Source organism: Streptomyces sp. NPDC050564 (assembly GCF_044457265.1).
Classification (GTDB): domain Bacteria; phylum Actinomycetota; class Actinomycetes; order Streptomycetales; family Streptomycetaceae; genus Streptomyces.
The window spans coordinates 285351-312294 of record NZ_JBITGS010000005.1 but is presented as its reverse complement, the minus strand read 5'-3'; the positions used below and the strand labels follow the sequence as shown (position 1 = coordinate 312294).

At 70.1% G+C, this 26944-nt stretch carries 23 protein-coding genes; 16 read left to right on the top strand and 7 right to left on the bottom strand.

Annotated features, from left to right (window positions below):
- Positions 1-120 precede the first annotated feature (120 nt).
- Together polA and ACIBK0_RS10875 are read left to right on the top strand one after the other, a co-directional pair.
- Entirely contained in the window at positions 121-2847 is a 2727-nt protein-coding gene (gene polA / locus ACIBK0_RS10880; RefSeq protein ID WP_399077910.1) for a DNA polymerase I, read from the top strand.
- 481 nt (positions 2848-3328) lie between these two features.
- On the top strand, positions 3329-4312 hold the full coding sequence (locus ACIBK0_RS10875) for a serine hydrolase (protein WP_399077908.1): 984 nt from the start codon (positions 3329-3331) through the stop codon (positions 4310-4312).
- On the opposite strand, the gene ACIBK0_RS10870 is transcribed toward ACIBK0_RS10875, so the two are convergent.
- Complete coding sequence (locus tag ACIBK0_RS10870) at positions 4233-5087, bottom strand: DUF4184 family protein (protein WP_399078033.1); 855 nt, start codon at positions 5085-5087, stop codon at positions 4233-4235. The two genes, ACIBK0_RS10875 and ACIBK0_RS10870, sit on opposite strands and share 80 nt — an antisense overlap.
- Before the next feature lie 282 nt (positions 5088-5369).
- On the opposite strand from ACIBK0_RS10870, the gene ACIBK0_RS10865 reads away from it, so the two are divergent.
- From ACIBK0_RS10865 to ACIBK0_RS10855, 3 genes are all read left to right on the top strand, one after another.
- On the top strand, positions 5370-7058 hold the full coding sequence (locus tag ACIBK0_RS10865) for a lytic murein transglycosylase (RefSeq protein ID WP_399077906.1): 1689 nt from the start codon (positions 5370-5372) through the stop codon (positions 7056-7058).
- A gap of 143 nt (positions 7059-7201) precedes the next feature.
- A complete protein-coding gene (locus ACIBK0_RS10860) occupies positions 7202-7336 on the top strand; it encodes an SPW_0924 family protein (protein WP_399077904.1) in 135 nt (44 codons plus the stop codon).
- 62 nt (positions 7337-7398) lie between these two features.
- Positions 7399-8391, top strand: a complete 993-nt coding sequence (locus ACIBK0_RS10855; protein WP_399077902.1) for a DUF3068 domain-containing protein — start codon at positions 7399-7401, stop codon at positions 8389-8391.
- On the opposite strand, the gene hrpB is transcribed toward ACIBK0_RS10855, so the two are convergent.
- The gene (gene hrpB / locus ACIBK0_RS10850) at positions 8381-10927 is read right to left on the bottom strand and encodes an ATP-dependent helicase HrpB (protein WP_399077900.1); all 2547 of its coding nucleotides are present in this window, start codon (positions 10925-10927) and stop codon (positions 8381-8383) included. The genes ACIBK0_RS10855 and hrpB overlap by 11 nt on opposite strands.
- 146 nt (positions 10928-11073) lie before the next feature.
- Positions 11074-11934 (bottom strand): class I SAM-dependent methyltransferase, encoded by an 861-nt coding sequence (locus ACIBK0_RS10845; protein ID WP_399077898.1) that lies wholly within the window; start codon positions 11932-11934, stop codon positions 11074-11076.
- Between the two features lie 337 nt (positions 11935-12271).
- On the opposite strand from ACIBK0_RS10845, the gene rpsA reads away from it, so the two are divergent.
- Complete coding sequence (rpsA, locus tag ACIBK0_RS10840; protein ID WP_399077896.1) at positions 12272-13771, top strand: 30S ribosomal protein S1; 1500 nt, start codon at positions 12272-12274, stop codon at positions 13769-13771.
- 150 nt (positions 13772-13921) lie between these two features.
- Here the strand turns inward: rpsA and ACIBK0_RS10835 are convergent, their stop codons facing one another.
- Complete coding sequence (locus ACIBK0_RS10835) at positions 13922-14884, bottom strand: right-handed parallel beta-helix repeat-containing protein (RefSeq protein ID WP_399077894.1); 963 nt, start codon at positions 14882-14884, stop codon at positions 13922-13924.
- 300 nt (positions 14885-15184) lie between these two features.
- Here ACIBK0_RS10835 and ACIBK0_RS10830 point away from each other — a divergent pair, with 300 nt between their 5' ends.
- The 4 genes from ACIBK0_RS10830 (at position 15185) to ACIBK0_RS10815 (ending at position 18951) form a co-directional block, all read left to right on the top strand.
- The gene (locus ACIBK0_RS10830) at positions 15185-16711 is read left to right on the top strand and encodes a flavin monoamine oxidase family protein (protein ID WP_399078031.1); all 1527 of its coding nucleotides are present in this window, start codon (positions 15185-15187) and stop codon (positions 16709-16711) included.
- Positions 16712-16912: 201 nt separating this feature from the next.
- Positions 16913-17851 (top strand): PAC2 family protein, encoded by a 939-nt coding sequence (locus ACIBK0_RS10825; RefSeq protein WP_399077892.1) that lies wholly within the window; start codon positions 16913-16915, stop codon positions 17849-17851.
- Between the two features lie 60 nt (positions 17852-17911).
- Entirely contained in the window at positions 17912-18520 is a 609-nt protein-coding gene (gene coaE / locus ACIBK0_RS10820; protein ID WP_399077890.1) for a dephospho-CoA kinase, read from the top strand.
- Positions 18521-18570: 50 nt separating this feature from the next.
- Entirely contained in the window at positions 18571-18951 is a 381-nt protein-coding gene (locus ACIBK0_RS10815; RefSeq protein ID WP_399077888.1) for a tetratricopeptide repeat protein, read from the top strand.
- Positions 18952-18958: 7 nt separating this feature from the next.
- Here the strand turns inward: ACIBK0_RS10815 and ACIBK0_RS10810 are convergent, their stop codons facing one another.
- Positions 18959-19255 (bottom strand): DUF6343 family protein, encoded by a 297-nt coding sequence (locus tag ACIBK0_RS10810; RefSeq protein WP_399077886.1) that lies wholly within the window; start codon positions 19253-19255, stop codon positions 18959-18961.
- 94 nt (positions 19256-19349) lie between these two features.
- On the opposite strand from ACIBK0_RS10810, the gene ACIBK0_RS10805 reads away from it, so the two are divergent.
- From ACIBK0_RS10805 to ACIBK0_RS10795, 3 genes are all read left to right on the top strand, one after another.
- Positions 19350-20336: an acyltransferase domain-containing protein gene (locus tag ACIBK0_RS10805; RefSeq protein ID WP_399077884.1), complete on the top strand. Its 987-nt coding sequence runs from the start codon at positions 19350-19352 to the stop codon at positions 20334-20336.
- 69 nt (positions 20337-20405) lie between these two features.
- On the top strand, positions 20406-21095 hold the full coding sequence (locus ACIBK0_RS10800; RefSeq protein ID WP_399077880.1) for a class I SAM-dependent methyltransferase: 690 nt from the start codon (positions 20406-20408) through the stop codon (positions 21093-21095).
- 130 nt (positions 21096-21225) lie between these two features.
- On the top strand, positions 21226-21675 hold the full coding sequence (locus ACIBK0_RS10795; protein ID WP_399077878.1) for a DoxX family protein: 450 nt from the start codon (positions 21226-21228) through the stop codon (positions 21673-21675).
- A 98-nt stretch (positions 21676-21773) separates the two neighbouring features.
- Here the strand turns inward: ACIBK0_RS10795 and ACIBK0_RS10790 are convergent, their stop codons facing one another.
- A complete protein-coding gene (locus ACIBK0_RS10790; RefSeq protein WP_399077876.1) occupies positions 21774-22337 on the bottom strand; it encodes an RNA-binding S4 domain-containing protein in 564 nt (187 codons plus the stop codon).
- A 436-nt stretch (positions 22338-22773) separates the two neighbouring features.
- Here ACIBK0_RS10790 and ACIBK0_RS10785 point away from each other — a divergent pair, with 436 nt between their 5' ends.
- Positions 22774-23544, top strand: coding sequence for a uracil-DNA glycosylase (locus tag ACIBK0_RS10785; RefSeq protein WP_399078029.1), 771 nt, complete (start codon positions 22774-22776; stop codon positions 23542-23544).
- A 9-nt stretch (positions 23545-23553) separates the two neighbouring features.
- Entirely contained in the window at positions 23554-24516 is a 963-nt protein-coding gene (gene pip / locus ACIBK0_RS10780) for a prolyl aminopeptidase (RefSeq protein ID WP_399077874.1), read from the top strand.
- A gap of 122 nt (positions 24517-24638) precedes the next feature.
- Here the strand turns inward: pip and ACIBK0_RS10775 are convergent, their stop codons facing one another.
- Positions 24639-25316, bottom strand: coding sequence for a GntR family transcriptional regulator (locus ACIBK0_RS10775; protein ID WP_399077872.1), 678 nt, complete (start codon positions 25314-25316; stop codon positions 24639-24641).
- A 150-nt stretch (positions 25317-25466) separates the two neighbouring features.
- Here ACIBK0_RS10775 and ACIBK0_RS10770 point away from each other — a divergent pair, with 150 nt between their 5' ends.
- Entirely contained in the window at positions 25467-26942 is a 1476-nt protein-coding gene (locus ACIBK0_RS10770) for an NCS1 family nucleobase:cation symporter-1 (protein ID WP_399077870.1), read from the top strand.
- The last annotated feature ends 2 nt before the right edge of the window (positions 26943-26944 follow it).

The window sequence follows — 26944 nt, the reverse complement described above, 5'->3', positions numbered from 1 at the left end:
GAACCCCTTCGCGTGCACACGTCCCCTGTAGATATTCGATCCTCGCACGCGGCACCGACAACGACGGTGCCCGGTCCCGGGCGGTCCGCACTGTCAGTGCGCCGTGGCAGGATCGGGGGCGTGGCAGAAACAGCATCGAAGAAGACCGAGAAGAAGCCTGGCAGCGGCCGTCCGCGCCTCATGCTCATGGACGGGCACTCGCTGGCGTACCGCGCGTTCTTCGCGCTGCCCGCGGAGAACTTCACCACCGCGACCGGCCAGCCGACGAACGCCATCTATGGTTTCGCGTCGATGCTGGCGAACACGCTGCGCGACGAGGCGCCCACGCATTTCGCGGTGGCGTTCGACGTATCCCGCAAGACATGGCGCTCCGAGGAGTTCACCGAGTACAAGGCGAACAGGTCGAAGACCCCGGACGAGTTCAAGGGGCAGGTCGAGCTGATCGGCGAGCTCCTCGACGCGATGCACGCCCAGCGGTTCGCGGTCGACGGCTTCGAGGCCGACGACATCATCGCGACCCTGGCCACGCAGGCCGAGGCCGAGGGCTTCGAGGTGCTGATCGTCACCGGCGACCGCGACTCCTTCCAGCTGGTCTCCGAGCACACGACGGTGCTGTATCCGACGAAGGGCGTCTCGGAGCTGACCCGGTTCACTCCGGACAAGGTCGTCGAGAAGTACGGGCTGACGCCGGCGCAGTACCCCGACTTCGCGGCGCTGCGCGGCGACCCGTCCGACAACCTGCCGGGCATCCCCGGGGTCGGCGAGAAGACGGCCGCGAAGTGGATCAACCAGTTCGGTTCGTTCGCGGAGCTGGTCGAGCGTGCCGACGAGGTCAAGGGCAAGGCCGGGCAGAATCTGCGCGACCACCTGGAGGCGGTGAAGCTCAATCGCCGTCTCACCGAGATGGTGAAGGACGTGGAGCTGCCCAGGACGGTCGCGGACCTGGAGCGCGCGGCGTACGACCGCAAGGCCGTCGCGATGGTCCTGGACACCCTGGAGATCCGTAACCCGTCGCTGCGCGAGCGGCTCCTCGCCGTCGACCCGGGCACCGAGGAGGCCGAAGGGACGCAGCCTGTCGCCGCGGGCGTCGAGCTCGACGGCACGGTGCTGGGCACGGGCGAGCTGCAGCAATGGCTCGCCGAGCACGGCACGACGGTCCTCGGTCTGGCCACCGTCGACGCGTGGGCGCTGGGCACGGGCTCCGTGGCCGAGGTCGCGCTCGCCGCCGCCGACGGTGCGGCCGCGTGGTTCGACCCGTCGCAGCTGGACGAGGCCGACGATAACGCGTTCGCGAAGTGGCTCGCCGACCCCAAGAAGCCCAAGATCATGCACAACGCCAAGGGCGCGATGCGGGTCTTCGCCGAGCACGGCTGGAGCATCGAGGGCGTGTCCATGGACACCGCGCTCGCCGCCTATCTGGTCAAGCCCGGGCGTCGCTCCTTCGCGCTGGACGCGCTGTCCCTGGAGTACCTCGGTCGGGAGCTGGGGCCCGCCGCCGCGGCCGACGGCCAGCTCGCCTTCGGCACCGACGAGCAGGCCGAGGCCGATGCGCTGATGGCGCAGGCCCGCACGATCCTCGACCTGGGCGAGGCGTTCGGCGAGAAGCTGACGGAGGTCGGCGCGGCCGACCTGCTCCGGGACATGGAACTGCCCACGTCCACGCTGCTGGCCCGCATGGAGCGGCACGGCATCGCGGCGGACAGGACCCACCTGGAGGCCATGGAGCAGATGTTCGCGGGCGCCGTGCAGCAGGCGGTGAAGGAGGCGCACGCGGCCGCAGGGCACGAGTTCAATCTGGGCTCGCCCAAGCAGCTCCAGGAAGTCCTCTTCGGCGAGCTGGCCCTGCCGAAGACGAAGAAGACGAAGACGGGCTACACGACGGACGCGGACGCGCTGGCGTGGCTCGCGACACAGACCGAGAACGACCTGCCGGTGATCATGCTCCGCCACCGCGAGCAGGCGAAGCTGCGTTCCACGGTCGAGGGCCTGATCAAGACGATCGCGGCGGACGGCCGCATCCACACGACGTTCAATCAGACGGTGGCGGCGACCGGCCGCCTCTCCTCCACGGACCCGAACCTGCAGAACATCCCGGTCCGTACGGACGAGGGCCGCGCCATCCGGCGTGGCTTCGTGGTCGGCGAGGGCTTCGAATCCCTCATGACCGCCGACTACAGCCAGATCGAACTGCGCGTCATGGCCCATCTGTCGGAGGACGAGGGCCTGTTGGAGGCGTTCACCTCCGGCGAGGACCTGCACACCACCGTCGCCTCCCAGGTGTTCTCCGTGGAGCGGTCCGCGGTCGACGCGGAGATGCGGCGCAAGATCAAGGCGATGTCGTACGGCTTGGCGTACGGGCTGTCGGCCTTCGGCCTCTCCCAGCAGCTGAACATCGACGCGGGTGAGGCGCGGGCGCTGATGGACACCTACTTCGAGCGCTTCGGAGGCGTACGGGACTATCTGCGCCGCGTGGTCGACGAGGCGAGGGCGACGGGCTACACGGCGACGCTCTTCGGCCGCCGCCGCTACCTGCCGGACCTCAACAGCGACAACCGCCAGCGCCGCGAGGCGGCCGAGCGCATGGCCCTCAACGCCCCGATCCAGGGCACGGCGGCGGACATCGTCAAGATCGCCATGCTGAACGTGGACCGCGCGCTGCGCGAGGCGGGCCTCAAGTCCCGCATGCTCCTCCAGGTCCACGACGAAATCGTCCTGGAGATCGCCCCGGGCGAGCGTGCCAAGGCCGAGGAACTCCTCCGCCATGAGATGGCGTCCGCCGTCGACCTCCGGGCTCCCCTGGACGTGTCCATCGGCTCGGGCGCGGACTGGGAGTCGGCGGCGCACTAGCCTGCGGCGCACCAGCCTCCGGCGGCTGAGCGGCTGGGCGGCTCCCGCCGAGGGGCCTTGTCTGCGGACGGGGAGGCGCTGCCCTGCGGCCCGCGCTTTCAGGGGCCCGGCACCGCACGGTGCCGGGCCCCTGCATGTCCGCCCGCGATGGCGAGAACTCGGCGTTGTTCGGCGAGAGCCTCCACGGCGCTCGGCGGTGCCGAACCGGCCGGAAGCCCTGGGGTCGCCCGCGGGGCGAGCGTCGTCCAGCGGGGCCGGGACAACCGGGCCCCGGCCCCAAAGGCGGCCCGCAGGGCATGCCCCACCTCGGCCCAGCCGGAGCCGAGCCCCCGGCACGCGGGGCCGCCCGCGGGGCAAGCCCCACCCGGGCCGAGCCGGAGAGCGCAGGCCCGCCGTACCCGCCCAACCCCCGGAGGGAACCGTCACCCGCGTGGCCCCCGCAAAGGCGCCCCCCGCCCAGAGGGGCCGTAAGGATGCGGGCATGGGCATACGCACGCTCCACTGCCGCACGGCCATGGCCACCGCCGTCGTCCTCGCGGCCACAGCTGTCGTCTCGGCGCTTCTCGCGCCGACACCCGCGGTCGCCGCGGAAGCCAGCACCGCTCAGGTGCCAGCGGCCTGCCGCTCCACCCGTGACCCCGGCCTCGCCGCCCGGCTGTCCCGCGACATCCATGCGGCGCTGTCGTCCCGCCAGGGCACCGTCTCCGTGGCGGTCAGCGACGACGACACCGGCCTGACCTGCGCCCTCGCGAGCGAACGGCAGTACGACTCGGCGAGCATCGTCAAGGTCGTGATCATGGAGGGCACCCTGCGGCGGGCGGAGGAACTCGGCCGCTCACTCACCGACTGGGAACTGGCCAACATCCGCCCAATGATCATCAGGTCGGACAATACGTCCGCCCGGCGGCTGTGGACCGATCTCGGGCACGCCTACCTCGGTCGCCTCCTCGCCCGCGTCGGGACGTCCGGGACCCTGCTCGGCCCGGACGGCTACTGGGGCCTGACCCGCACCACGGCCGCCGACCAGATGCGGCTGCTGGACGTGCTCACCAATGCCCGCTCGTTCCTGAAGACCCGCGCCTACGGCCTGAAGCTGATGAGCCAGGTCCGCAGCGACCAGCGCTGGGGGGTGCGCGCCGGCATGCCGAAAGGCCTCAAGGCCCAGATGAAGAACGGCTGGCTGCCCCGGGCGACGCACGGCTGGCGGGTGCACAGCGTGGGCGCGTTCACGGGCCCCCACCGCACGTACCGCATCGTCGTCCTGTCGCACGACAACCCGACGATGGCGTACGGGGTCCGCACCATCGAGCGCATCGCGCAGGCCGTGCACCGCGGTCTGAACCCGGGACGCGGCGTGATCCAGAGTGCCACCCCGGAGGGCGTGATCAGCGAGAAGTCGGACGGCTCGGCTCCCTATGAGCCGCTGCCGGGCTGGGACGAGCAGGAGCCGGACGCCACACCCTGACCCCCACGGCGTACAGCCCGAGGCCGAGCACCAGGCCCGCGCCCGCACCGAAGCACAGTGGCGGGATCAACTCCCACGGCTTCGCGCGGGAGCCCCAGTAGGCCCACCAGCGCGAAGCCCGCTGCACCGCGCCCACGAGCGCGCAGCACCCGAGAACGGCAGCCGCCAGCCACCGGTCGGAGGCGGACAGCACCGGCACCCCCACGGGTTCGCCGGAGGACGTCCGGCGCAGCGCGACGACCACGAAGACCGCGATCACGACGGCCGCCACCGCCGAACTCCCGTACTGCGCGTACAAGAACACCGGCGTGCCCCCGACATCCCGCCCCAGCACGGGGAGCAGCCGCACTCCCCATCGGTCGTGATGCGTGAACGCGTCCCACACGACATGCGTCAGCGCGCCGAGCACAGCGGAGCCGTACCACCACAAGGCTGTCGACGTACGCGGGCGTCGGCGTGGCGCCCCGCAGCGCAGCAGCCGTGCCGGACGCCCCTGCCGGGCCGGCGGCAGCAGCGCCACCAGGGGCTCGCGCAGCACCAGCCAGGCACCCACGAGTGCCCACGCGACGAGCACGTCGAAGGTGAACACGCCGGTGAACGAATGCGTGAAGGCGCCGAACTCCATCGCCCCGGGCAGCACACTCGCCGCGTAATAGGTCATGTCGGGAGCGAACGAACCGGCCACGAGAACGGCGGGAACCAGACGGCCACGACCGCTTCCGTCACCGCGCACGGCGGGCAGCACGGCCGCCGCATGGCTGAGAGTGAAGGGCAAGTCGTCCCCCTGCGGCTGATGTCGGGCGGTCATGTCCGCCCCGCTGATCGCTGACGCCCAGTATGAGGGACGTGTGAAAACACCTGAGTAGGCCACGCGGACGCGGCATTCCGCGCAGCATCACACATGGCCAACCGGTGAATACCGGGCGCGAACGGGTGCCCGGGCGACGGAAGTTGTCGTAGGGTCACCTGGGTCACCGTGCCGGGAAGCACGGTCGAACACCAGCAGGAAGCGCACGACGAAGCGCGGAAGCGGTCGTCCACGGGAGGGGTTCACTCAATGGCGGCGCATTTCGGCAGGAGGCTGCGCAAGGGGGCGGCTACCACCGCCGTGGCCGCGGCCGCGGTCGCGGCTCTGTCCGCGTCCCAGGCCCCGGGAGTGACCACCGACGACCACGGCAGACAGACGACCGGCGCCGAAGCCGCACCGGACGCGAGCGGCGACGACACCGCGACCGGCAACTCGCGCTACTACACGGACCTGCCGCCGCTCGACAGCCCGAGCCCGTCACCGACCGTCGGTACGCCCGTTTCCAGGGGTGACGCCGAGGCGGGCATCCCGGCGACCGTCCTCGATGCCTACAAGAAGGCCGCGGCGTCCCTGAGCGAGTCCAAGCCGGGCTGCAACCTGCCCTGGCAACTCCTCGCCGCCATCGGCAAGGTCGAGTCGGGCCAGGCCCGCGGCGGCCGCGTCGACGCGAGCGGCACGACGTACTCGCCGATCCTCGGCCCGGTCCTCAACGGCAATGGTTTCGCGAACATCAGCGACACCGACAACGGCGTGTACGACGGCGACTCCACGCACGACCGCGCGGTGGGGCCGATGCAGTTCATCCCCTCCACCTGGGAGTGGGCGGGCCGCGACGGCAACGGCGACGGCAAGAAGGACCCCAACAACATCTACGACGCGGCCCTCGCGGCCGGCCACTACCTCTGCCGGTTCGACCACGACATGTCGGTCCAGTCGCAGATGAACGCCTCGATTCTCAGCTACAACAACTCGACGGCGTACCTGAACACGGTCCTGTCGTGGCTCGAGTACTACCGCAAGGGCACCCACGAGGTGCCGAACGGCACGGGCACGCTGCCTTCGCACAACAGCGACGACAACTCCGGGGCGAGTCCCCGCCCGACGCCGCCCGCGCCCTCGACGCCGAGCCCGAAGCCGAGCACTCCCAAGCCGGGAGACGGTGGGTCGAGCAGTCCCAGCCCGGACCCGTCCACGCCGTCCACTCCCTCGACGCCGCCGCCGAGTCCGACGCCGCCCACCCCCACCGAGACCGTGGACCACCTGGAGGACGCGGGCACCGGGAAGCTCACGGCGACGGCGGGCGACACGTTCGCCGAGAAGGTCGCCGTACGGACCGAGACCGAGGCCGGCAAGGCGGTGGGGAAGGTCCGGGTGCGGTTCACGATCGTCGGCGACGACACGGACGCCACCTTCACCGGGGGCGAGACCGTCGCCACGGTCGTCACCAACAGCACGGGTACGGCCACCGCGCCCGCGCTCGTCGCCGGCGAGAAGACCGGCGACTTCACGGTGCGCGCCACCGTCGTCGGCCGCGTCATGGCCGGCCTCGACTACGCGGCGACCGTCACCCCGCGCCAGGCCGACACCCTCACCCGCACCAGCGATACCGCGCTGACCTGCGTGCCGGGCGGCGAGTTCGCCGACCAGGTCGAGGTGAAGGCCACCTACAACGGCGCCGTCGCGGACAAGGTCGCGGCCACCGCGACGCTCATCAAGTCGGCGGACGACGCGACCGAGAACGACAAGGGACCGTACTTCAAGGACGCGGACGGCAAGACCGTACGCACCCTCACGGACCTCACCACGGACGCCGACGGTGTGCTCAAGCTCCCGAAGCTGTACGCGGACGACAGCACCGGCACGTTCCTGCTCCGTATCAACACCACGGGCGGCGCGACGCTGACCGTGGAGCTGAAAGTGGCGGCAGCCACCTCGTAGTCCGTACGCGCGTCCAGGGCGCTCCTCCGCTTCCGGGCGGAGGAGCGCCCTTGTCCATGTGTGAAACGTGTTCTCATCTCGGCCCGCCGTTGCTACGGTGCCGGACCTGACGAACTATCAGTTCCTGGCTCTCGGGAGGCCGCATGCGTGCCCTCATCGCCGCCGCGATCGGTCTCGCCGTGGCGCTCGCCCTGGTGCTGACCATCACGGCCATGGGCTCACCGGCCGGAAAGACGTCACCGAAGCCGTTGCTGACCACTGTGCCCGAACATCCGTAGCAAGTGCCCCGCACCCGTACCCCGTGCCCGCACCCCCGTAACTCCCAGGGAGGGACGCCGAGATGCGTCGCAAGGCAAGCCTGATCCTGCTCGCCTTCGCCGTGTTCTTCACGGCGCTGTCCCCACTGCTGCGCTGGTACGCCTTCCCGCGCCTGGCGAAGATCCCCGCCAACCAGTACCAGGACATGGTCCTGGAGGCGAAGGACGCGACTCTCCTCGACTACGGCACCATGAAGGCCAGGAAGGTCCCCAAGGTCACCGTCGTACAGACCCTCAAGGGCAACGTCGAAGCCTCCGAGAAGATCGAGAAGACCGCGGGCCGGGACGTCGTCGTCTGGGACTCGCTCTCCTACATTCAGGGCCCCGACGGCAAGATGGTCTCCAAGATCCCCGAGCGCTACATCTTCGACGCGCACAGCCAGGAACCCGTCCACGCCACGGGCGAGATGGTCGACGGCGACCCCGTCACACGCGAGGGCATCGAGTTCAAGTGGCCCTTCATGACGGAGAAGCGGGACTACGAGTACTTCGACATGCAGACCCGCACCACCCACCCCATCCACTACAAGGGCACCGAGAGCTTCCGCGGAGTCAAGGTCTACTACTTCGAGCAGACCATTCCCTGGACCAAGGTCCACTTCCCCAAGGCCATGCCCGTCAAGGGCATCACCCAGGAGTCGCTCGCCAAGACAGGGACGACCATCTGGTACACGACGGTCCGCAAGTTCTGGGTGGAGCCGGTCACCGGGGCGCCCGTCTACGGCGAGGAGATTCACAAGGAGGAACTGCGCGGCGGGACCCTGCTGGGCGGCCGTGACAAAGTGACCGCCTTCTCCGGGCACGTGAAGATGCGCGAGGACTACATCAAGCACACGGTCGACCTGGTCAAGTCGAACCGCACCCTGGTCCTCCTGATGACCTCGTACCTCCCCTGGGGCTTCCTGCTCCTGGGCGCCGGTCTGCTGTCGGTGTCGTTGTACCTGGAGGCCCGCAGCCGCAGGCCCGGCGATCCGGCGCCGACTCAGGCCGAGGAACCCGAGTCGGTCACCGCCTGAGCCGGGCGTTGGTGTGCCGGGTGGGCTCGGCGGTGGCCGGGTCCTCGGGCCAGGGGTGCTTGGGATAACGCCCGCGCAGTTCGGCCCGCACGGCCTTGTAGCCGTCCCTCCAGAACGAGGCGAGGTCGGCGGTGACGGCGGCGGGCCGTCCTGCGGGGGAGAGCAGATGCACGAGCACCGGCACACCGGCGGCGCGGGGAGTCTCGGCCAGCCCGAACATCTCCTGCAGCTTCACCGCCAGTACGGGACGTTCAGGATCCTGGTAGTCGATCCGGATTCTGGACCCACTCGGCACCTCGATCCGCTCCGGCGCGAGCTCGTCGAGCCGCGCGGCATCGCCGGTGGCCCATGGAAGCAGCCGGCCGAGCCCCTGACCGGCATCGATCCTCCCCAGGTCGGCCCGCCGACGCGCCCGCCCGAGCTCCGGCTCCAACCATTCCTCCACGCGCGCGTGGAGGGCGTCGTCGCGCACGTCGGGCCAAGGAGCACCCAGGTGGTGGTACAGAAAGGCGAGCCGCTGGCGCAGCAGCTCCGCGTCTCGCGTCCACCGCAGCAGCCCGAGCCCCTCCTCCCGCAGTCCCTCCAGAAGAGCCTCTCGTACGAGCCCGGAGTCGGCGTCCTTCATCGGGCGCACTGCCAGCTCCACGGCCCCCAACCGCTCCACCCGCCGCGCAACGACGTCCCCGCCCGCCCAGTGGACCTCGTCGCCCTCGGCATACAGGCTCCCCGCGGCCCGACGCGCCGTCTCCTCGTCGATGGCGGCGCCGAGCCGTACACGCGCGTGCCCGGCGCCCACGGGCCGATCCGCCACCGCCACAGCGAGCCAGGACGCCCCGCGCAGCCCCGAGCCGTCCCCGAGCTCGGCCCGGGTCCCGGAGGCCATCAGATAGGAGCCGCCTTGCGCTCGCGCGACCCGCTCGGGGAAGGCGAGGGCGGCGACGAGACCCACGACGCGGTCGTCCCCGGCACTCGCCCGCCCACCCGTCACGCCGGAGGCGGGCGTGGAAGGCGCGGTGGCCGTCTCGCTGCCGGTTGAGGCGCCGGCCAGCAGGCGCCGGGCCTCCGCACGCCAGCGACCGGCGTAGGCGTCACTCCCACGCCGGGCGGCACGCCACGCCGCGGCGAGGTCGTCGCCGTACTCCCGAGGCGGCTCCTCGCTCAAGAGGGCGACGACCTCGGAGGCCCGCTCCGCACCGACCGAGGGCGCCGCGTCCAGCAGCGCCCGGGCCAGCCGCGGGTGCAACCCGAGCCGGGACATGAGCGCGCCCCGTTCCGTGGCCCGCCCCGCGGAATCCACCGCACCGATGGCCGACAGAACCGAGCGCGCCGCGGCCATCGCCCCACCCGGCGGCGGGTCGAGGAGTGCGAGCCCCGTCGCCTCCGGGTCGCCCCAGCAGGCCGCCTGGAGGGCGAACGCCGTCAGGTCGGCCACCTTGATCTCCGGCGCGGGGAAACGGGCCAGACGCGCGTCCTCGGCCTCCGCCCAGCACCGGTACACCGCTCCCGGCGCCTCACGCCCGGCGCGCCCCGCCCGCTGCCGCCCCGCCGCCTGCGAGGCCCGTACGGTCGTCAGCGCGCTCAGCCCGCGCGCGTGGTCCACCCGCGGCTCCCGCGCGAGCCCGGAGTCGACGACCACCCGTACTCCGGGAACCGTCAGCGATGACTCGGCCACCGCGGTCGCGAGGACCACCCGGCGCCGTACTCCCGGCGACAGCACCGCGTCCTGCACCGGGGCCGGCGCCCGTCCGTGCACCTGAAGCACGTCGATCTCGCCGAGGTCCCCCAGCTGCCCGGCGACCCGCGCGATCTCCCCGACGCCGGGCAGGAAGCACAGCACGTCCCCCTCGCGCTCGGCCAGCGCCCGCCGCACCACCGACGCCACATGCGTCAGCAGCGCCGGGTCCACCCGCATCCCGTGCGGCGGCCGTACCGGGCGTACCGGCGGCGCCCACACCACCTCGACCGGATGGGAGACGCCCTGCGCCTCGACCACCGGCGCGTCGCCCAGTAGCCGGGCCCACCCCTGGGCGTCCGTCGTCGCGGACGCGGCCACCAGTCGCAGCTCGGGGCGGAGAGCGGCCCGTACGTCCAGCAGAAAGGCGGCCACCGTGTCCGCGTCCAGATGTCTCTCATGGCACTCGTCGAGCACGATGACGTCGACGCCCGCCAGCTCCTGGTCCCGCTGGAGCCGCTGCAGCAGGACACCGGTCGTGACGACCTCCACGCGCGCGCGGCGGCCGACGACCCGCTCCCCGCGCACGGTGTAGCCGACGCTCTCGCCCACCTTCTCGCCGAGCAGCCACGCCATCCGCCGCGCGGCGGCCCGGGCGGCGATCCGCCGCGGCTCGGCGACGACGACCCGGCGCAGCGGCCGCCCGTCCTCCAGCAGACCGGCGAGCTCCAGCGGGACGAGGGTCGTCTTGCCGGTGCCGGGCGGCGCCACGAGCACCGCGCTGCCGCCGCCCTCCAGGGCGTCGTTCAGGCCGGGCAGCGCGCCGCGTACGGGCAGCAGGTCCAGGGCGTCGAAACGGATCACGCCCCCAGTCTCGTACGAGCGTCAAACCAGTCCCGTCCGCGCGTCGAAATGCCGTGTCGCGCGCGTGCGGGCCGTCACGCACACGCGCGCGACAAAGAAGAGGGGCCCACGCACGCGTGGGCCCCTCATTCTTTCTTTCTGTGCGTTCAGTCCCGCTCGCAGACGAAGATCGCCGTCCCCGGGATCAGATTCCCGCGCAGCGGGGACCAGCCGCCCCACTCCTGGGTGTTCCAGGCGGGCCACTCCGGCTCGACGAGGTCGACCAGGCGGAACCCGCCGGCCACGACGTCGCGGACGCGGTCACCGATCGTCCTGTGGTGCTCGACGTACATCGCGCGGCCCTCTTCGTCCTGCTCCACATAAGGAGTGCGGTCGAAGTAGGAGGCGGCGACGCTCAGCCCCTCGGGGCCGGGCTCGTCCGGGAACGCCCAGCGGATCGGATGCGTCACCGAGAAGACGAAGCGGCCCCCGGGGCGCAGCACCCGGCATACCTCCCGCAGGACGCGGACCGGGTCGGCCACGAACGGCAGCGCGCCGTAGGCCGAGCACGCGAGGTCGAAGGAGCCGTCGGCGAACGGCAGGGCGCCCGCGTCCGCCTCCACGAGCGGCACGGAACCGCCGATGCGCAGCGCGTGCTGGAGCTGGCGGTGGGAGAGGTCCAGGGCCACCGGACGCGCCCCCTGGCCGGCCAGCCAGCGCGAGCACTGCGCCGCGCCGGCGCCGATCTCCAGGACGTCCTTGCCCTTCAGGTCCTCCGGCGGGCCGAGCAGCTCGGCCTCCACCTCGTCGAGACCCTCGGGTCCCCACACGAAACGGTCGTCTCCGAGGAACGTGCCGTGCTCGATCTGGTACTCGTCCGCGTTCCGGTCCCACCAGCCACGACTGGCGCGGGAACTCTCCGTGACGCCGGCGTCGCGTCGGGTGGCTTCGGGTTCGAAGGGTTCGGGCTCTTGGATGATCGGCTCCCTCGTCGTACTCTTCCGTCCAACCCGTCTCGGGGATGTCACGACAGAGGCGCGCTACGGCCCGCGTGGCCTCATGAGACAGGTCTTGTGCCGGGTATGCGGCGATCCGCCCCGGGTGTGCGCCTTCGCGCATTGACCCTGCCCGGCTGCCCCCGTATGCTACAAGTTGCGCTGCGGGCCTGCGCTCCTCAGACGTAGCAGGCTGCGCTCGCATCTGTATGTATGTCCCCTCGGTTTTCGAGGCGCCACTGGGATGTGTTTGTAAAAACACCGTCCAGGTTGGGCGCTTCCTTGGCTGTCCGGCCTTCTGCAGAGCGAAACGGGCTCCCGGCGTAAGCAGTACCTACGACTCACCGTCCGTACCGGAGCCCTTTCCCACATGACGAGCAGCACCGAGACCACCGCCACCACCCCGCAGGTTGCGGTCAACGACATCGGTAACGAGGAAGCCTTCCTCGCCGCGATCGACGAGACGATCAAGTACTTCAACGACGGCGACATCGTCGACGGCGTCATCGTGAAGGTCGACCGGGACGAGGTCCTGCTCGACATCGGTTACAAGACCGAAGGTGTCATCCCGAGCCGCGAGCTCTCGATCAAGCACGACGTCGACCCGAACGAGGTCGTCGCCGTCGGTGACGAGATCGAAGCCCTTGTTCTCCAGAAGGAGGACAAGGAAGGCCGCCTGATCCTCTCGAAGAAGCGCGCCCAGTACGAGCGCGCCTGGGGCACCATCGAGAAGATCAAGGAAGAGGACGGCATCGTCACCGGTACCGTCATCGAGGTCGTCAAGGGTGGTCTCATCCTCGACATCGGCCTCCGTGGCTTCCTGCCGGCTTCCCTCGTCGAGATGCGCCGTGTCCGCGACCTCCAGCCCTACGTGGGCAAGGAGCTCGAGGCCAAGATCATCGAGCTGGACAAGAACCGCAACAACGTGGTCCTGTCCCGCCGCGCCTGGCTGGAGCAGACCCAGTCCGAGGTTCGCCAGACGTTCCTCACCACCCTGCAGAAGGGTCAGGTCCGCTCCGGCGTCGTGTCCTCGATCGTCAACTTCGGTGCCTTCGTGGACCTGGGTGGCGTCGACGGTCTCGTGCACGTCTCCGAGCTCTCCTGGAAGCACATCGACCACCCCTCCGAGGTTGTCGAGGTCGGCCAGGAAGTCACCGTCGAGGTTCTCGACGTCGACATGGACCGCGAGCGCGTCTCCCTGTCGCTCAAGGCGACGCAGGAAGACCCGTGGCAGCAGTTCGCCCGTACGCACCAGATCGGTCAGGTCGTCCCGGGTAAGGTCACCAAGCTCGTTCCGTTCGGTGCGTTCGTCCGCGTGGACGAGGGCATCGAGGGTCTGGTCCACATCTCCGAGCTGGCCGAGCGCCACGTGGAGATCCCGGAGCAGGTCGTCCAGGTCAACGACGAGATCTTCGTCAAGGTCATCGACATCGACCTCGAGCGCCGCCGCATCAGCCTCTCGCTGAAGCAGGCCAACGAGTCCTTCGGTGCCGACCCGGCCTCGGTCGAGTTCGACCCGACCCTGTACGGCATGGCCGCGTCCTACGACGACCAGGGCAACTACATCTACCCCGAGGGCTTCGACCCCGAGACCAACGACTGGCTCGAGGGCTACGAGACCCAGCGCGAGGCCTGGGAGCACCAGTACGCCGAGGCGCAGCAGCGCTTCGAGCAGCACCAGGCGCAGGTCATCAAGTCCCGCGAGGCCGACGCCCAGGCGGCGGCCGAGGGCGGCGACGCGGGTGCGGCTCCGGCCGCTGCCGGCGGCGGCGGTTCGTACTCCTCGGAGTCGGACGACACCTCCGGCGCCCTGGCGTCGGACGAGGCCCTCGCCGCGCTTCGCGAGAAGCTCGCGGGTGGCCAGAGCTGAACCGTGTAGGTTCCGCTAGGCAGTAGCTGGTCGGTGGGCCGTACCCCTTGTGGGGGTGCGGCCCACCGCTCTTTTGTGTTCACTCCTCGGGTGTGCGGGGGCTGACCGTGCAGCGCCCCGCGCCTCTGCGGGGCGCTCCTTCGGACGACGCTATGGAGTGACCGTGATGTTGGTGAGGCCCTTGCCTCCCGTCACCGTGTTCGTCGCATAAACGGTCGTCTGGCAGCTCGCGCCGTAGTTGGTCACGTTGATCGCGAGCTGTTTGTCGCCGGTCGCGCCCGTCAGGTCCGAGGTGTTGGAGCGGAACACCGTGCCGCAGCCCCAGCCGGACTGCTGGGTGTGGGTCTCGTAGCCGTCGTTCGTCGTGGACGTGCCCTTGTTGTTCTCCACGAGGACGTCGTTGCCCTTCACATCGACCCAGGAGTCGTCGTAGTTGGCGCCGGTGAGGCCGCTGCCGTCGAAGGTGTTGCCGGTGATGCGGGCGCCGGTGGTGCCCTCCTTGATGTCGACGTTCTCCCCGCCCACGTCCGGGCCGATCGTGTTGCCGGTGATCTGGATGCGGTCGCTCTTGTCGGAGGTTCCTCCGGCCGTTCCGACGTACACGCCCTCGCCCATGCCACGGCCGTCGTTGCCGGTGTCGTAGATCTTCGAGTTCTTGATCACGCCGTCCGTGCTGGAGTTGCGGAAGTGGACGCCCTCCATGTCGAGTCCGTGGACGGTGACCGTGTCGACGACGACCCCCTTCGCCGAGTCGATCACGATGCCTTTCTGTCCGCCGGTGATGGTGAGGCCCTGGACCGTCCAGTACGCGGCGCCGTTGAGATGGAGTCCGTAGCCGCCGCTCGCCTTGAGGACGGCCTTCGAGGATCCGGTGAGGGTGATGCGGGAGCCGGAGCTCGCCGCCGTCGACGCCTTGAAGTTGCCCGTGTACGTGCCGTCGGCGAGGTGGATCGTGTCGCCGGGGGATGCCGAGGTGAGTGCGGACTTCAGCTGGGCGGCGGTGGAGACCTCGATGACCTGGGCGGCCTCGGCCGGGGGAGCGGTCAGGGCTGCGCCGACCGTGGCTGCCGTCGCGGCGAGCAGCGGGATGAGGAGCGTGCGCCGGATACGCATGTGGGGGGACCTTCCCGTCGGTTCGCATAGAAGCGTGTTCCTGCACATGAACGTTGGGTGCCTACATGAACGTAAAAGTGCCGCATGCTCGCGTCAAGGTCTGGACCAGTCCGGGTGTGCGGGGAGGGAAACGTGGCAGATACACGAGTAACTCCAGCGCCGTAACAGGTCGTTGCCAGGATCCCCGGGTCATTCAAGATCGTGAGGGGAGCCGAAGTCATGGCAGCACAGCGACGATCCACCGACGCGAGCCGGCGCACCTTTCTCCGCACTGTGGGTCTCACCGGTGGTGCGGGCGCGATGTTCGCCACCATGGGCGCCCTCGGCCTCGCACCCACCGCGCAGGCCGCAGGACGTGAACAGCCCTTCCGTGCACTGAAGTCGAGCGATTTCACACTCACAGGACGCGGCGCCGCCAAGGTCGTCATCGTCGGCGGCGGCATCGCCGGACTCGCGTCCGCGTACGAGCTCGGCAAGGCGGGCTACGACTGTACGGTCCTGGAGGCCAGGGACCGCACCGGCGGCCGCAACTTCACCGTGCGCGGCGGCGATACGACCACCGACCTCTACGGCAATACACAGACGGCCCGCTTCGGCGAGGGCCACTACATGAACGCGGGCCCCGCCCGCCTTCCGCAGTGGATGATCACTCTCGACTACTGCCGCGAACTCGGCGTCCCGATCGAGGTGTTCACGAACACGAACGCGGACGCGTACCTCTACAACGAGTCGACCGGCATGACCAAGCCGATGCGATACCGCACAGCCAAGGCCGATGTCTACGGCTACGTCTCCGAGTTGCTCGCCAAGGCCACCGACAAGGGCGCTCTCGACAAGGAGCTGACCGCCACCGACCAGGAGAAACTCGTCGAGTTCCTCAAGGACTTCGGCGAACTCGGCGACAAGCTGACGTACGAAGGCGGTGAGCGCCGCGGCTACACCACCGTCCCCGCCGCCGCGGGAACCCCCGGTGCGCTCCTCGGTGACATCCCCACCGCCTCCGAGGTCTTCGCCACCGGCGTCGGCCGCTACTTCTCCTTCGAGTTCGGCTTCGACCAGGCGATGCTGATGTTCCAACCGGTGGGCGGCATGGACCGGATACCGAAGGCGCTGACGAAGGCGATCGGGGCCCACCGCGTCCGTACGGGCGCCGTGGTCTCCAAAATCACCGACAAGGGGAGTGGCATCACCGTCACCTACACCCAGGGCGGCCGTACGCAGTCCATCGACGCCGACTACTGCATCGGTGCCCTGCCGCCCAACATCCTCGCCAAGATCCCGCACAACCTCGGCTCCGGAGTGCAGAGCGCCCTGGAGGCGATCACTCCCTCGTCGGCGGCCAAAATCGGTCTCGAGTACCGTTCGCGCTGGTGGGAGCTTGATCACAACATCTACGGCGGTATCACCGAGACCGACCAGGACGTCACCCACATCTGGCACCCCTCCTATGGCTTCCACGGCGAGCGTGGCGTGCTGATCGGCTACTACAACTACGGGGACGACGCCGACTCGTACGCGAAACTCACCCCTGAAGAGCGCGAGAAGCGCGCGGTGGCCGCAGGTGTGAAGATCTACGGCGAGAAGTACCGCACCGAACTCGCGTCCTCCTTCTCGCACCATTGGCGCCAGACACCCCACCTGGAGGCCGCCTGGCACGACACCCCCGGCGGGCCCGACGACGCCCGCTACAAGGCGCTGAACGAGCCCACCGGGCGGGTCTACTTCGCGGGCGACTGGCTCAGTTACACCGACGCCTGGCAGCACGGTGCCTTCACCTCCGCACGCAAGGCGGTCACCGCGCTGCACGCGCGCGTGCTGTCCTCGTAACCCACGCGCGTGCTGTCCTGGTAGCCGTCGGTGGATGCCCGGACAGCCCTCTGCGGATGACTCGGCATCCGTCCGCGGATGTCCTTCCAGCCGCTCGTGGCCGCTGAGAAGTCGGTAAGAGGCGGCGGCGCGGAGCGCGGGCGGGAATGCCCGCGCTCCGCACCACGTTGTGGAGTACGAACACGAGGAGGAGCGGTCACAGTGCTTGATCCGCAGGGTTTGTACGCATGGGAGCCGAAGGGCTTGGCCGTTGTCGACGTGGCGCTCGCCCAGGAGTCGGCAGGTCTTGTCATGCTCTACCACTTCGACGGATACATCGACGCGGGCGAGACCGGCGACCAGATCGTCGACCGGCTGCTCGACTCGCTGCCCCACCAGGTCGTGGCCCGCTTCGACCACGACCGGCTCGTGGACTACCGGGCCCGGCGTCCGCTGCTGACGTTCAAGCGCGACCGCTGGACCCAATACGAAGAGCCCACGCTCGACGTACGCCTCGTGCAGGACGCGACGGGGGCGCCCTTCCTGTTGCTGTCCGGCCCTGAGCCGGACGTGGAGTGGGAGCGCTTCGCCGCCGCCGTGCAGCAGATCGTGGAGCGGCTCGGCGTCCGCCTTTCCGTGAACTTCCACGGCATCCCCATGGGCGTCCCGCACACGCGCCCCGTGGGCCTCACCCCGCACGGCAACCGCACCGAGCTGGTGCCCGGCCACCGCAGCCCCTTCGACGAGGCGCAGGTGCCCGGAAGCGCCGAGTCCCTCGTCGAGTACCGCCTCATGGAGGCCGGACACGACGTCCTGGGCGTCGCCGCGCACGTGCCGCACTACATCGCCCGTTCCCCGTACCCGGACGCCGCGCTGACCGTCCTGGAGTCCATCACGGCCGCGACCGGCCTGGTGCTCCCCGGCATCGCGCACGCGCTGCGTACGGAAGCACACCGCACGCAGACGGAGATCGACCGCCAGATCCAGGAGGGCGACGAAGAGCTCGTCTCCCTCGTCCAGGGCCTCGAGCACCAGTATGACGCCGCGGCGGGCGCCGAGACGCGGGGCAACATGCTCGCGGAACCGGTGGACATCCCCTCGGCGGACGAGATCGGCTTGGAGTTCGAGCGATTCCTGGCGGAGCGCGAGGGCGACGCCTAGCCCTGGTTCAGGGGCTCCCTGTCGAAGGGCCTGTCAGTGGCAGGCCCTAAGCTGCTGGGCATGCTGAAGGTGGGTCTGACCGGTGGTATCGGCGCCGGCAAGAGCGAAGTGTCGCGGCTGCTCGTCGAGCACGGCGCGGTGCTGATCGACGCGGACAGGATCGCGCGGGAGGTCGTCGCGCCCGGAACCGCTGGGCTCGCGGCGGTCGTCGACGCCTTCGGCGAGGACGTGCTCGCACCGGACGGCAGCCTGGACCGGCCCAAGCTGGGCTCGATCGTCTTCGCCGACCCGGAGAAGCTGGCCGTCCTCAATTCGATCGTGCACCCCCTGGTGGGCGCCCGCTCCCGCGAACTCGAAGAAGCCGCCTCCGGAGAGGCCGTCGTCGTACACGACGTGCCCCTGCTCGCCGAGAACGGCCTCGCCCCGCTGTACGACCTCGTGATCGTCGTCGACACAAGCCCCGAAACGCAGCTCGACCGCCTTCTACGGCTGCGCGGCATGACCGAGGACGACGCCCGCGCCCGCATGGCGGCCCAGGCCCCGCGCGAGAAGCGCCTGGAGACCGCGGACATCGTCATCGACAACGACGTACCACTGGAGGAGTTGGAGCGGCGCGTACGGGAGGTATGGGCCGATCTCGTCCGTAGGGCCCACCGGCCCCAGGAATAGCAGCCCCCTGCGGGCGCGTTGAACCCTTGCAGTGAGGGAAGGACTCTGCCGTGCCCGAGACCAGCGGTTCGACCGGACGTACTCCGGAGACGCATGTCATCGACTTCCGCGCCGCCGAGCAACTGCTTGCCGCGCGGGACCCGCGGGGCGCGGTGAAGCTGCTCGACTCAGTCATCGCCGCGCATCCGGAGAACACGGCAGCCCGGCTGCTGCGCGCGCGTGCCTTCTTCGCCGCCGCGCAACTGCGCCCCGCCGAGCTGGAGTTCACGATCGTCCTGGAGCGCGAACCGGACAACGCGTTCGCGCACTTCGCGCTCGCCCGCACCTATGAGCGCCAGCGCCGCCCCGAGCAGGCGAAGCGGCACTTCAGGCTGGCGGCTGCGCTCGACCCGAAGCCGCAGTACCTGGAAGCGGCGCGCTTCGAGACGTGACGCTCGGCTAAGGGTGCCGGTGCCGCCTCGGCCGGTATGGCGGGAGGCGGCTCTCCGGCGGCGAGTAGGGCGGAACGTCGGGGCCCGGCTGGTAGTGCGGCCCCTGGTGGATGTGCCGCAGGATCATGGCCATGTCCACTGTGACGATCAGCCACAGCACGCCGCACGCTGCCGCCCATCCGGGCCGGCCGGCCAGGGCAAACGCGGCCGTCCCGAAGATCGCCCAGATCAGACCCCACAGGCTCAGCCAGAAACGCAGCCGCAGAGCACTGCGCGCTGTCGTCGGTTCACTGCCCGTACGCATCAGGATCACTACTCCTACTGGGAAACGTACTCTTCGTGGTGCACGTTCACCATGGGAGAGCGGTCGGACCGCCGACCGACGGGGGGAGGCGACGGTGCTGCTGGAGGCACTGCGGGCGGACGCGAGGCTCGCGGAGTGGCTGAAGGACCTGGAGAGCGAGGACACGCCCCGGGTGGAAGCGGTGCTTCCGGACGCGGACGAGCTGCCCGACGTCCTGCTCGACCTGACCGTGGCCCACGAGCACATCAATGAACTCGTCGCGCTGCGCGCCCGGTTGGCGGCGGACCCGGAGGCGATGACACTCCTCGCGCGCTGCGTCGGACGCTTCGTACGGGACATGGGGGAGATGGGCAAGGGCTGGGAGCCGCCCGCGTTCCCCGCGTCGACGGGGGCGCTCGGGCGCTGCTTCCATGTGTACGTCTTCATCGCGGCGCTTCCGTATGTGCGCGCCTATCACCAGGAGCGCGGCGTCCCGGAGGACGTGTCCCGGCGCACCCTCGCCGACCTCGGCCGACATGTGGCCGTGCACCACAGACGGGTCGGTTCGCCGGGGTTGCTGTTCCCCTGGTGGATCGCCCTGCACTTCCACGGCGAGCTTTTCCAGCTGGGCCGACTGCAGTTCCAGCGGGCTCGACTGGGCCGGCACACGGGGGGCGCCGTCGCGGCGGCGGGCCTGGGCCTGGGCCCCGGCGATCCCTGCCTGAGCCTGCACATCGCCGACTTCCGCGGCCCCCTGTCGCCCACCGCCTGTGACCGGTCGCTCGCGCTGGCACGGGAGTTCTTCGCCCGCCACTACCCCGACGAGCGCCACGAAGTCGCCGTGTGTCACTCCTGGCTGCTCGACCCGCAGCTCAAGCGGTATCTGTCGGCCGACTCCAACATCGTCCGCTTCCAGGACCGCTTCGAGACCGCGTACGAGGAGAGGACCCCTGACGACGGGGTGCCCGTCGGCTTCGTCTTCGGCGATCCCGAGCTGCCGGTGGACGAACTGCCCCGGCGCAACAGCGTCGAGCGGGCGGTGGGTGACCATCTGCGCGCGGGCGGGCACTGGTACGGCGGACAGGGATGGTTCGCACTGTAGCGCGCCACTCGAACGAGTGAATGAGTGCGAGATGGGAACGGGCCGATGAGGGCGGCCCGTTGGACGGATATGAGGATCGAGAAGCGTCAAGGACACGAGGGAACCGGACCCGGCAGCATCACACCGGACGGCTGCGCGGTCGAGCTCTACGCGCGCCTGCCCATCGGGGGCGAGCCGGACATCATCACCGCGGCGGTGCCCGCGGGCGTGCACATTCTGGAACTGGGCAGCGGGGTCGGACGGATGACCCACCCGCTCCTGGAGCGCGGTTTCACGATCACGGCCGTGGACGAGTCCGCCGAGATGCTGGAGCGGGTGCGCGGAGCGCGCACGATACGCAGCACGATCGAGGACCTCGACCTGGGCGAGACGTTCGACGTCGTCATGCTCGCGTCGTTCCTCGTGCACACCGGGGACCCCGCGGAGCGGCGGGCGTTTCTGCAGACATGCGCGCGCCATGTGGCGGAGGACGGCTGCGTGTTGATCCAGCGCGAGGGGGAGGACTATCACACGAACGTGCCCCGCGAGCGGGTCGACCCCTCCGGCTTCACCCTACGGATCGTGTCGGCCGAGCCGGTGGGCGACGGGGTGAACTCCGTCCACGCGGAGTACGAGTTCCCCGACGCCACGTGGACCCAGACCTTCCGGGCGCGGCCCCTGACGAAGGACGAGTTCGAGGGGGCCCTGGGGGAAGCGGGGCTGAGGGTGGATCGGTACTTGACGAAGGACGGGGTGTGGGTGAGGGCGGTGAAGGGGTGAGCCCCCCAGGTACGGGACGGGCAGGGGCGGAGGGGGCGAAATAAATCCCGTCCCGCGCCGATGAGTTCCGCTCGTCCGCCCGGTCTACCTCTGTGAAAGCAACGGCTACCGCTCACACAGGAGACCCCCCATGTCCGACACCACCGCCCCCGTCACGGCCGTGTCCCCCGCCGCCCCCGCCACCGGCACCCCCCGCGCCCGCCGCGCCCGCATCTCCCTGACCGCCCTGCAGATCGTCCTCGGCCTCTTCTACGCGATCGCGAGCGCGCTGCCCAAGCTGATCGCGCACCCGTCGGCCGTGGAGTCCTTCGACAAGCTCGGCTGGGGCCACACGGGCATGTACATCATCGGCGCACTCGAACTCGCCGGAGGTATCGCCCTGTTGGTCCCGCTGCTGGACTCCGTGGCGGCGGTGGCGCTCAGCGCACTGATGGTCGGCGCGTTCATCGTGAACGTCACCGTCATCCACGGCCCGTACGTGGCGACCCCGCTGATCCTGATTCTGCCGCTCGCCCTGATCGCGTGGGCCCGGCGGAGTCACACCACGGACCTGCTCCGCCTGGTGCGCCGACGGTCGTGACGGCCGTAGGCCGTGCAAGGCGGAGGGCTCCCCCGTATCCATCAGGGGGAGCCCTCGACGTCGTACGGCTGAGGAACCGGCGCCCGGCCGCCCATGCCTCAGGAGCCGGCGGGACCGCCCTCCCGGCCGGCGGGGCGAGACGAGCGGGAGGAGCCGGGCGAGCCGGAGGGCCCGGCAAAACCGGAGGAACCGGAGGCCAGTCCCCGCAAGCGCTCCAGCTCGCGCCGGTCCCGCTTGGTCGGGCGTCCCGCACCCCGGTCGCGGATACCGGCAGGGGCGACGGCCTCGCGCGGGGGAGGCGGCGGGCTGTTGTCGACGTAGCACTCGGCGGCGACGGGTGCACCGACCCGCTTACGGATCACACGCTTTACGACGACGACCCGCTCTCGGCCGTCGTGCCGCACCCGCACCTCGTCCCCGACGCGCACGGCGTACGCGGGCTTGACGCGCTCGCCGTTCACCCGGACATGACCGCCCCGGCAGGCGGTGGCGCCCATCGAGCGGGTCTTGACGAGACGGACGGACCAGATCCAGCTGTCGACGCGCACGCTCTCGCCACCCGCCCGACCGGCGGCCTCGGCGGCGGTCACCGCGTCATCGGAGCCACGCGCACCACCGGCACCCGTGCTCTTCTTCTCCCCGCCAGCACCCTGAGAAGCCATGCCCTCGACTTTAGTCCCCGCGGCCCGGGACGCCGGGTGGATTTTCCCCTCGCGCGATCCACGGCGCGGACCCCGCACGGACCCCGTACGGCCCCGTTCGCCGGCCCGCGGGGCCACGGTGATCATGAACAATTCGAAGATCACCGACATCGTTCCGCACACCATCGAGGCGTCGGAGCCGAGCAGCTCGCCGCGCGGCAAGGGGGTCGCGGAGGGCACGTCCGCCAGCGTCTTCGTGAACATCGTGTGCGTCGTGAACCTGCCGCCGGCCTTCCCCGTCCCCTCCACCCCCGGCCACGACAAATACCTGCGTTTCATCCGGCCGCTCCTCGCGATCCCTCCCTGCTCCCTGCTGCCTGCTGCCCTGCGGTTCGTGGCGGTGGGGGGCGGCGATGGAGTAGTCGTGCCCGTGACTTTCCGGTCGTACGGTGAAGCCATGGACAGCAGGGGCCTGGACGGCAGCGGGCAGGGGGGCAGGGGCGCGGATGGCAACGGTCCGGACGGCAGGGGCCTCGCCGAACTGGACACGCGGATCACCGGGTGCCGGGCCTGTCCGCGGCTCGTCGCATGGCGCGAGGAGGTGGCCCGCACCAAGCGCGCCGCCTTCGCCGACCAGACGTACTGGGGCCGCCCGGTCCCAGGCTTCGGACCGGCCGACGCCTCGCTGCTCATCGTCGGACTCGCACCCGCCGCGCACGGCGGAAACCGGACCGGGCGGATGTTCACGGGGGACCGGTCCGGGGACGTGCTCTACGCGGCGCTTCACGACGTGGGTCTTGCGTCGCAGCCCCGGTCGGTGTCCGCCGACGACGGCCTGGAGCTGTACGGCGTACGCGTCACCTCGCCCGTGCACTGCGCGCCGCCCGCCAACAGGCCGACGCCCGCGGAACGGGACACCTGCCGGCCCTGGCTCGTACGGGAGTTGGAGCTGCTGCGGCCGACGCTGAGGGCGGTGGTGGTGCTCGGGGCCTTCGGGTGGCAGGCCGCGCTGCCCGCGTTTGCCGAGGCGGGCTGGACCGTGCCCAGGCCACGGCCCGCCTTCGCGCACGGAGCCCATGTGTCGCTGGATGGGCTCGAGCTCTTCGGCTGCTTCCACGTCAGCCAGCGGAACACCTTCACCGGGCGACTGACCTCCGCCATGCTGCGGGACGTGCTGAGTACGGCGGCTCGTGCGGCGGGGCTGACGCCCCGGCCGTACGCGGGTTAGCCTCGCCCGATGGGCCCCTATCCGGAGATCGAACCTTACGACCACGGAATGCTCGACGTCGGCGACGGTAACCGCGTGTACTGGGAGGTCTGCGGCAACCCGCGCGGCAAGCCCGCGGTGATGCTGCACGGCGGCCCCGGCTCGGGGTGCGGTGCCTGGTACCGGCGGTACTGCGACCCGGAGGCGTACCGCATCGTCCTGCTCGACCAGCGCGGCGCCGGCCGCTCCACACCCAGCGCGAGCGCGTACGAGACGGACATGAGCGTCAATACGACGGCCCATGTGATCCGGGACCTGGAGCTGCTGCGCGGCCACTTGGGCATCGACCGGTGGCTGGTGTGGGGGGTCTCATGGGGGTCGGCGTTGGGGCTGCGATACGCGCAGACGCATCCGGACGCCGTGTCCGAGCTGGTGCTGACCGGGGTGACCACCGGCTCGAACGCCGAAGTTGCCCTGCTGACCAGGGGACTTGGCCAGATCTTCCCCGAAGCCTTCGAGCGGTTCCTCGCCGAGCTGCCCGAGGACGAGCGGGACGGGAACCTCGCGGCCGCGTACAGCAGGCTGATCGAATCGCCCGACCCCGAGGTGCGGGTCCGGGCGGCGCGGGCCTGGACCGACTGGGAGACCGCGATCGTTCCCGCGCCGCCGCGGTCCGTACAGCGCTACGAGGACCCGGCCTTCCGCATGGGCTTCGCCCGCACGGTCACGCACTACTGGGGCAACGACCATTTCCTGGGGGAGGGCAACGACGAGGGCGTCGTCCTGCGCGATGCACCCCTGCTCAAAGGCATCCCCGGCACGCTGGTCCAGGGCAGCCTCGACTTCGGAAATCTGCTGGGCATCGTCTGGCGCCTCCACCAGGCCTGGCCCGGCAGTGAGTTGACCGTCGTCGACGACGTGGGCCACAACGCGGGGGCTCCGGGGGTGGTGGACGTGCTGGTGGCGGCTACGGACAAGTACGCGGCTCGCTGACGATGGCGCGTAGGTGGCGCCGGCCGACGAAGGCGCGTACGCGGCTCGCTGGAGAGGGCATGAACGCGGCTCGCCGGTGAGCACGTACGCGAACCCGCCGACCGGGACAAGTGCGGGACTCGTCAGGTGAGTTGCGTGTCCCCGAAGAGGTGCCGCACTGTCGATCGGTAGTTGGCCTGGACGTGCGCGAGCGCGTGTGCGCGGGCCCGATCCGGGTCGCCGGACGCGATGGACTCGTACAACTCGCGGTGCTCGGTGAGGAGTTGGGGCCACTCCTCGTTCCTTCGGGTGAGCCAGCGCAGTCGGCCGTCGACCGGCTCCATGACGGAGATCAGCAGGTTGTTGCCCGCCATGGCCAGGATGCGGTCGTGGAAGCGGGTGTTGATGTCGGTGATCGCCTCCGCGTCGTCCGCCTGGGTCGCGGTCGCCGCGCGGTCCAGCAGCTCCTCCAGTTCCGCGAGGGCTTCCGCCGTGGCGCGGGACGCGGCGAGTCCGGCCGCGTAGACCTCGAGGGCCTCGCGCAGTTCGAAGAGTTCCTTGACGTCGGTCGGAGTCAGACGGCGCACAACGGTCCGACGCGGCGTCTCGAAGAGAACGAACCCCTCGGCGACCAGCGCGCGGATCGCCTCGCGGACCGGAACCCGGGAGACCCCGAAACGCTCGGCCAGCTCGCGCTCCACCAGGCGGTCGCCGGGGCGCAGCCGACCCGCGATGATCTCCTGCCGCAGCGCGGCCAGGACGCGCTCACGCACCGCGCCGAGGGGTTCCCGTTCCGCTCCTAGGGGTTCGATCTTCGTCATGGGGCCATCTTCGCCGACTCGGAGGGTGTTTTACGGAGCCGTAACGGCACGGACATCGGTCAGAACGGTTGACGGAGAGACTATGAAGCAGTTTGGTATACCAAACGTGCTCCATAAGGCCGCCCCCCGTCCCCTCGCCATGGAGGCCCCGTGTCCCTCGCCGACAGTGCCGAAGCCACCGGCGCACCAGCGTTCGTCCCCGACCCTCGGCTCACCAACGAAGACCTCGCGCCCGCCGAGAAGCGCAACTGGAAGGTCTTCGACCTCTTCGCCATGTGGATGTCCGACGTCCACAACCTCGGCAACTACACCTTCGCCGCAGGTCTGTTGGTGCTCGGCATGAACGTCTGGCAGATCTTCACGTCGCTGCTCGTCGGCTTCGTGCTCATCTACGGCGGCATGAACCTGATGGGCCGCATAGGACAGCGCACCGGCGTGCCCTTCCCCGTCGTGAGCCGCATCAGCTTCGGCGTCTGGGGTGCCAACATCCCCGCGCTGATCAGGGCGATCATCGCCATCATGTGGTACGGCATCCAGACCTATCTGGCCTCGGTCGCCGTCAACGTCATGCTGCTTGCCGCCTGGCCCGGCCTGGAGTCGTGGACCCACCACTCCTTCCTCGGCCTGGACGCGCTCGGCTGGACGTCCTTCCTCGCGCTGTGGCTGATCCAGGCGATGATCATCAGTCAGGGCATGGAGTCGGTCCGCAAGTTCCAGGACTTCTGCGGTCCGGCCATCTGGCTGGTGATGATCGCGCTGGCCATCTGGGTCCTCGCCAAGGCCGGCTGGAGCATCCCGCTCACCTCGACCCCGCACCCGGTCTCGGCGGGCGAGCAGTGGCGCCAGTGGTTCGGCGCGGTCGGGCTCATCCTCGCCACCTACGGCACGCTGATGCTCAACTTCTGCGACTTCTCACGCTTCGCGCCCAGCTACCAGACGGTCAAGCGCGGCAACTTCTGGGGCCTGCCCATCAACTCCACGGCCTTCGTGATCGTGTCGGTCATCGTCACGGCGGGCTCCATCGAGGCGTTCGGCGAGGCCATCACCGACCCGGCGCTGCTCGTCGCCAAGGTCGGCAACACCTGGATCCTGGTCCTCGGCGCCCTGACCTTCGCCATCGCCACCATGGGCGTCAACATCGTCGCCAACTTCGTCTCCCCGGCGTACGACCTCGCCAACGTCTGGCCGCAGAAGATCACCTTCAAGGTCGGCGGCATGATCAGCACGGTCGCCGCACTGGTCGTGACCCCCTGGAACCTCTTCTCCAACCCCACCGTCGTCAACTACTTCCTCGGCGGCCTCGGCGCCTTCCTGGGACCGCTGTTCGGCGTGATCATGCTCGACTACTACTGGGTCAAGCGCGGCCGTGTCGACGTCGAGCAGCTCTTCAACGCCCAGCCGGGATCGCGGTACTACTACCGCAAGGGCGTCAACCCCAAGGCGCTGTGGGCCTTCCTGCCTTCGGCGGCGGTGGCCGCGGTCCTCGCCCTGGTGAAGGACTTCAGCGACGTGGCCCCGTACTCCTGGTTCATCGGTACGGCGCTGGCAGCCGGACTGTACGTGGTGCTGTGCCGCGCGGAGCGCGCCGCCGAGCCGAATCCCGCTCCCGTTGCCGTGGAGGGCTGAAC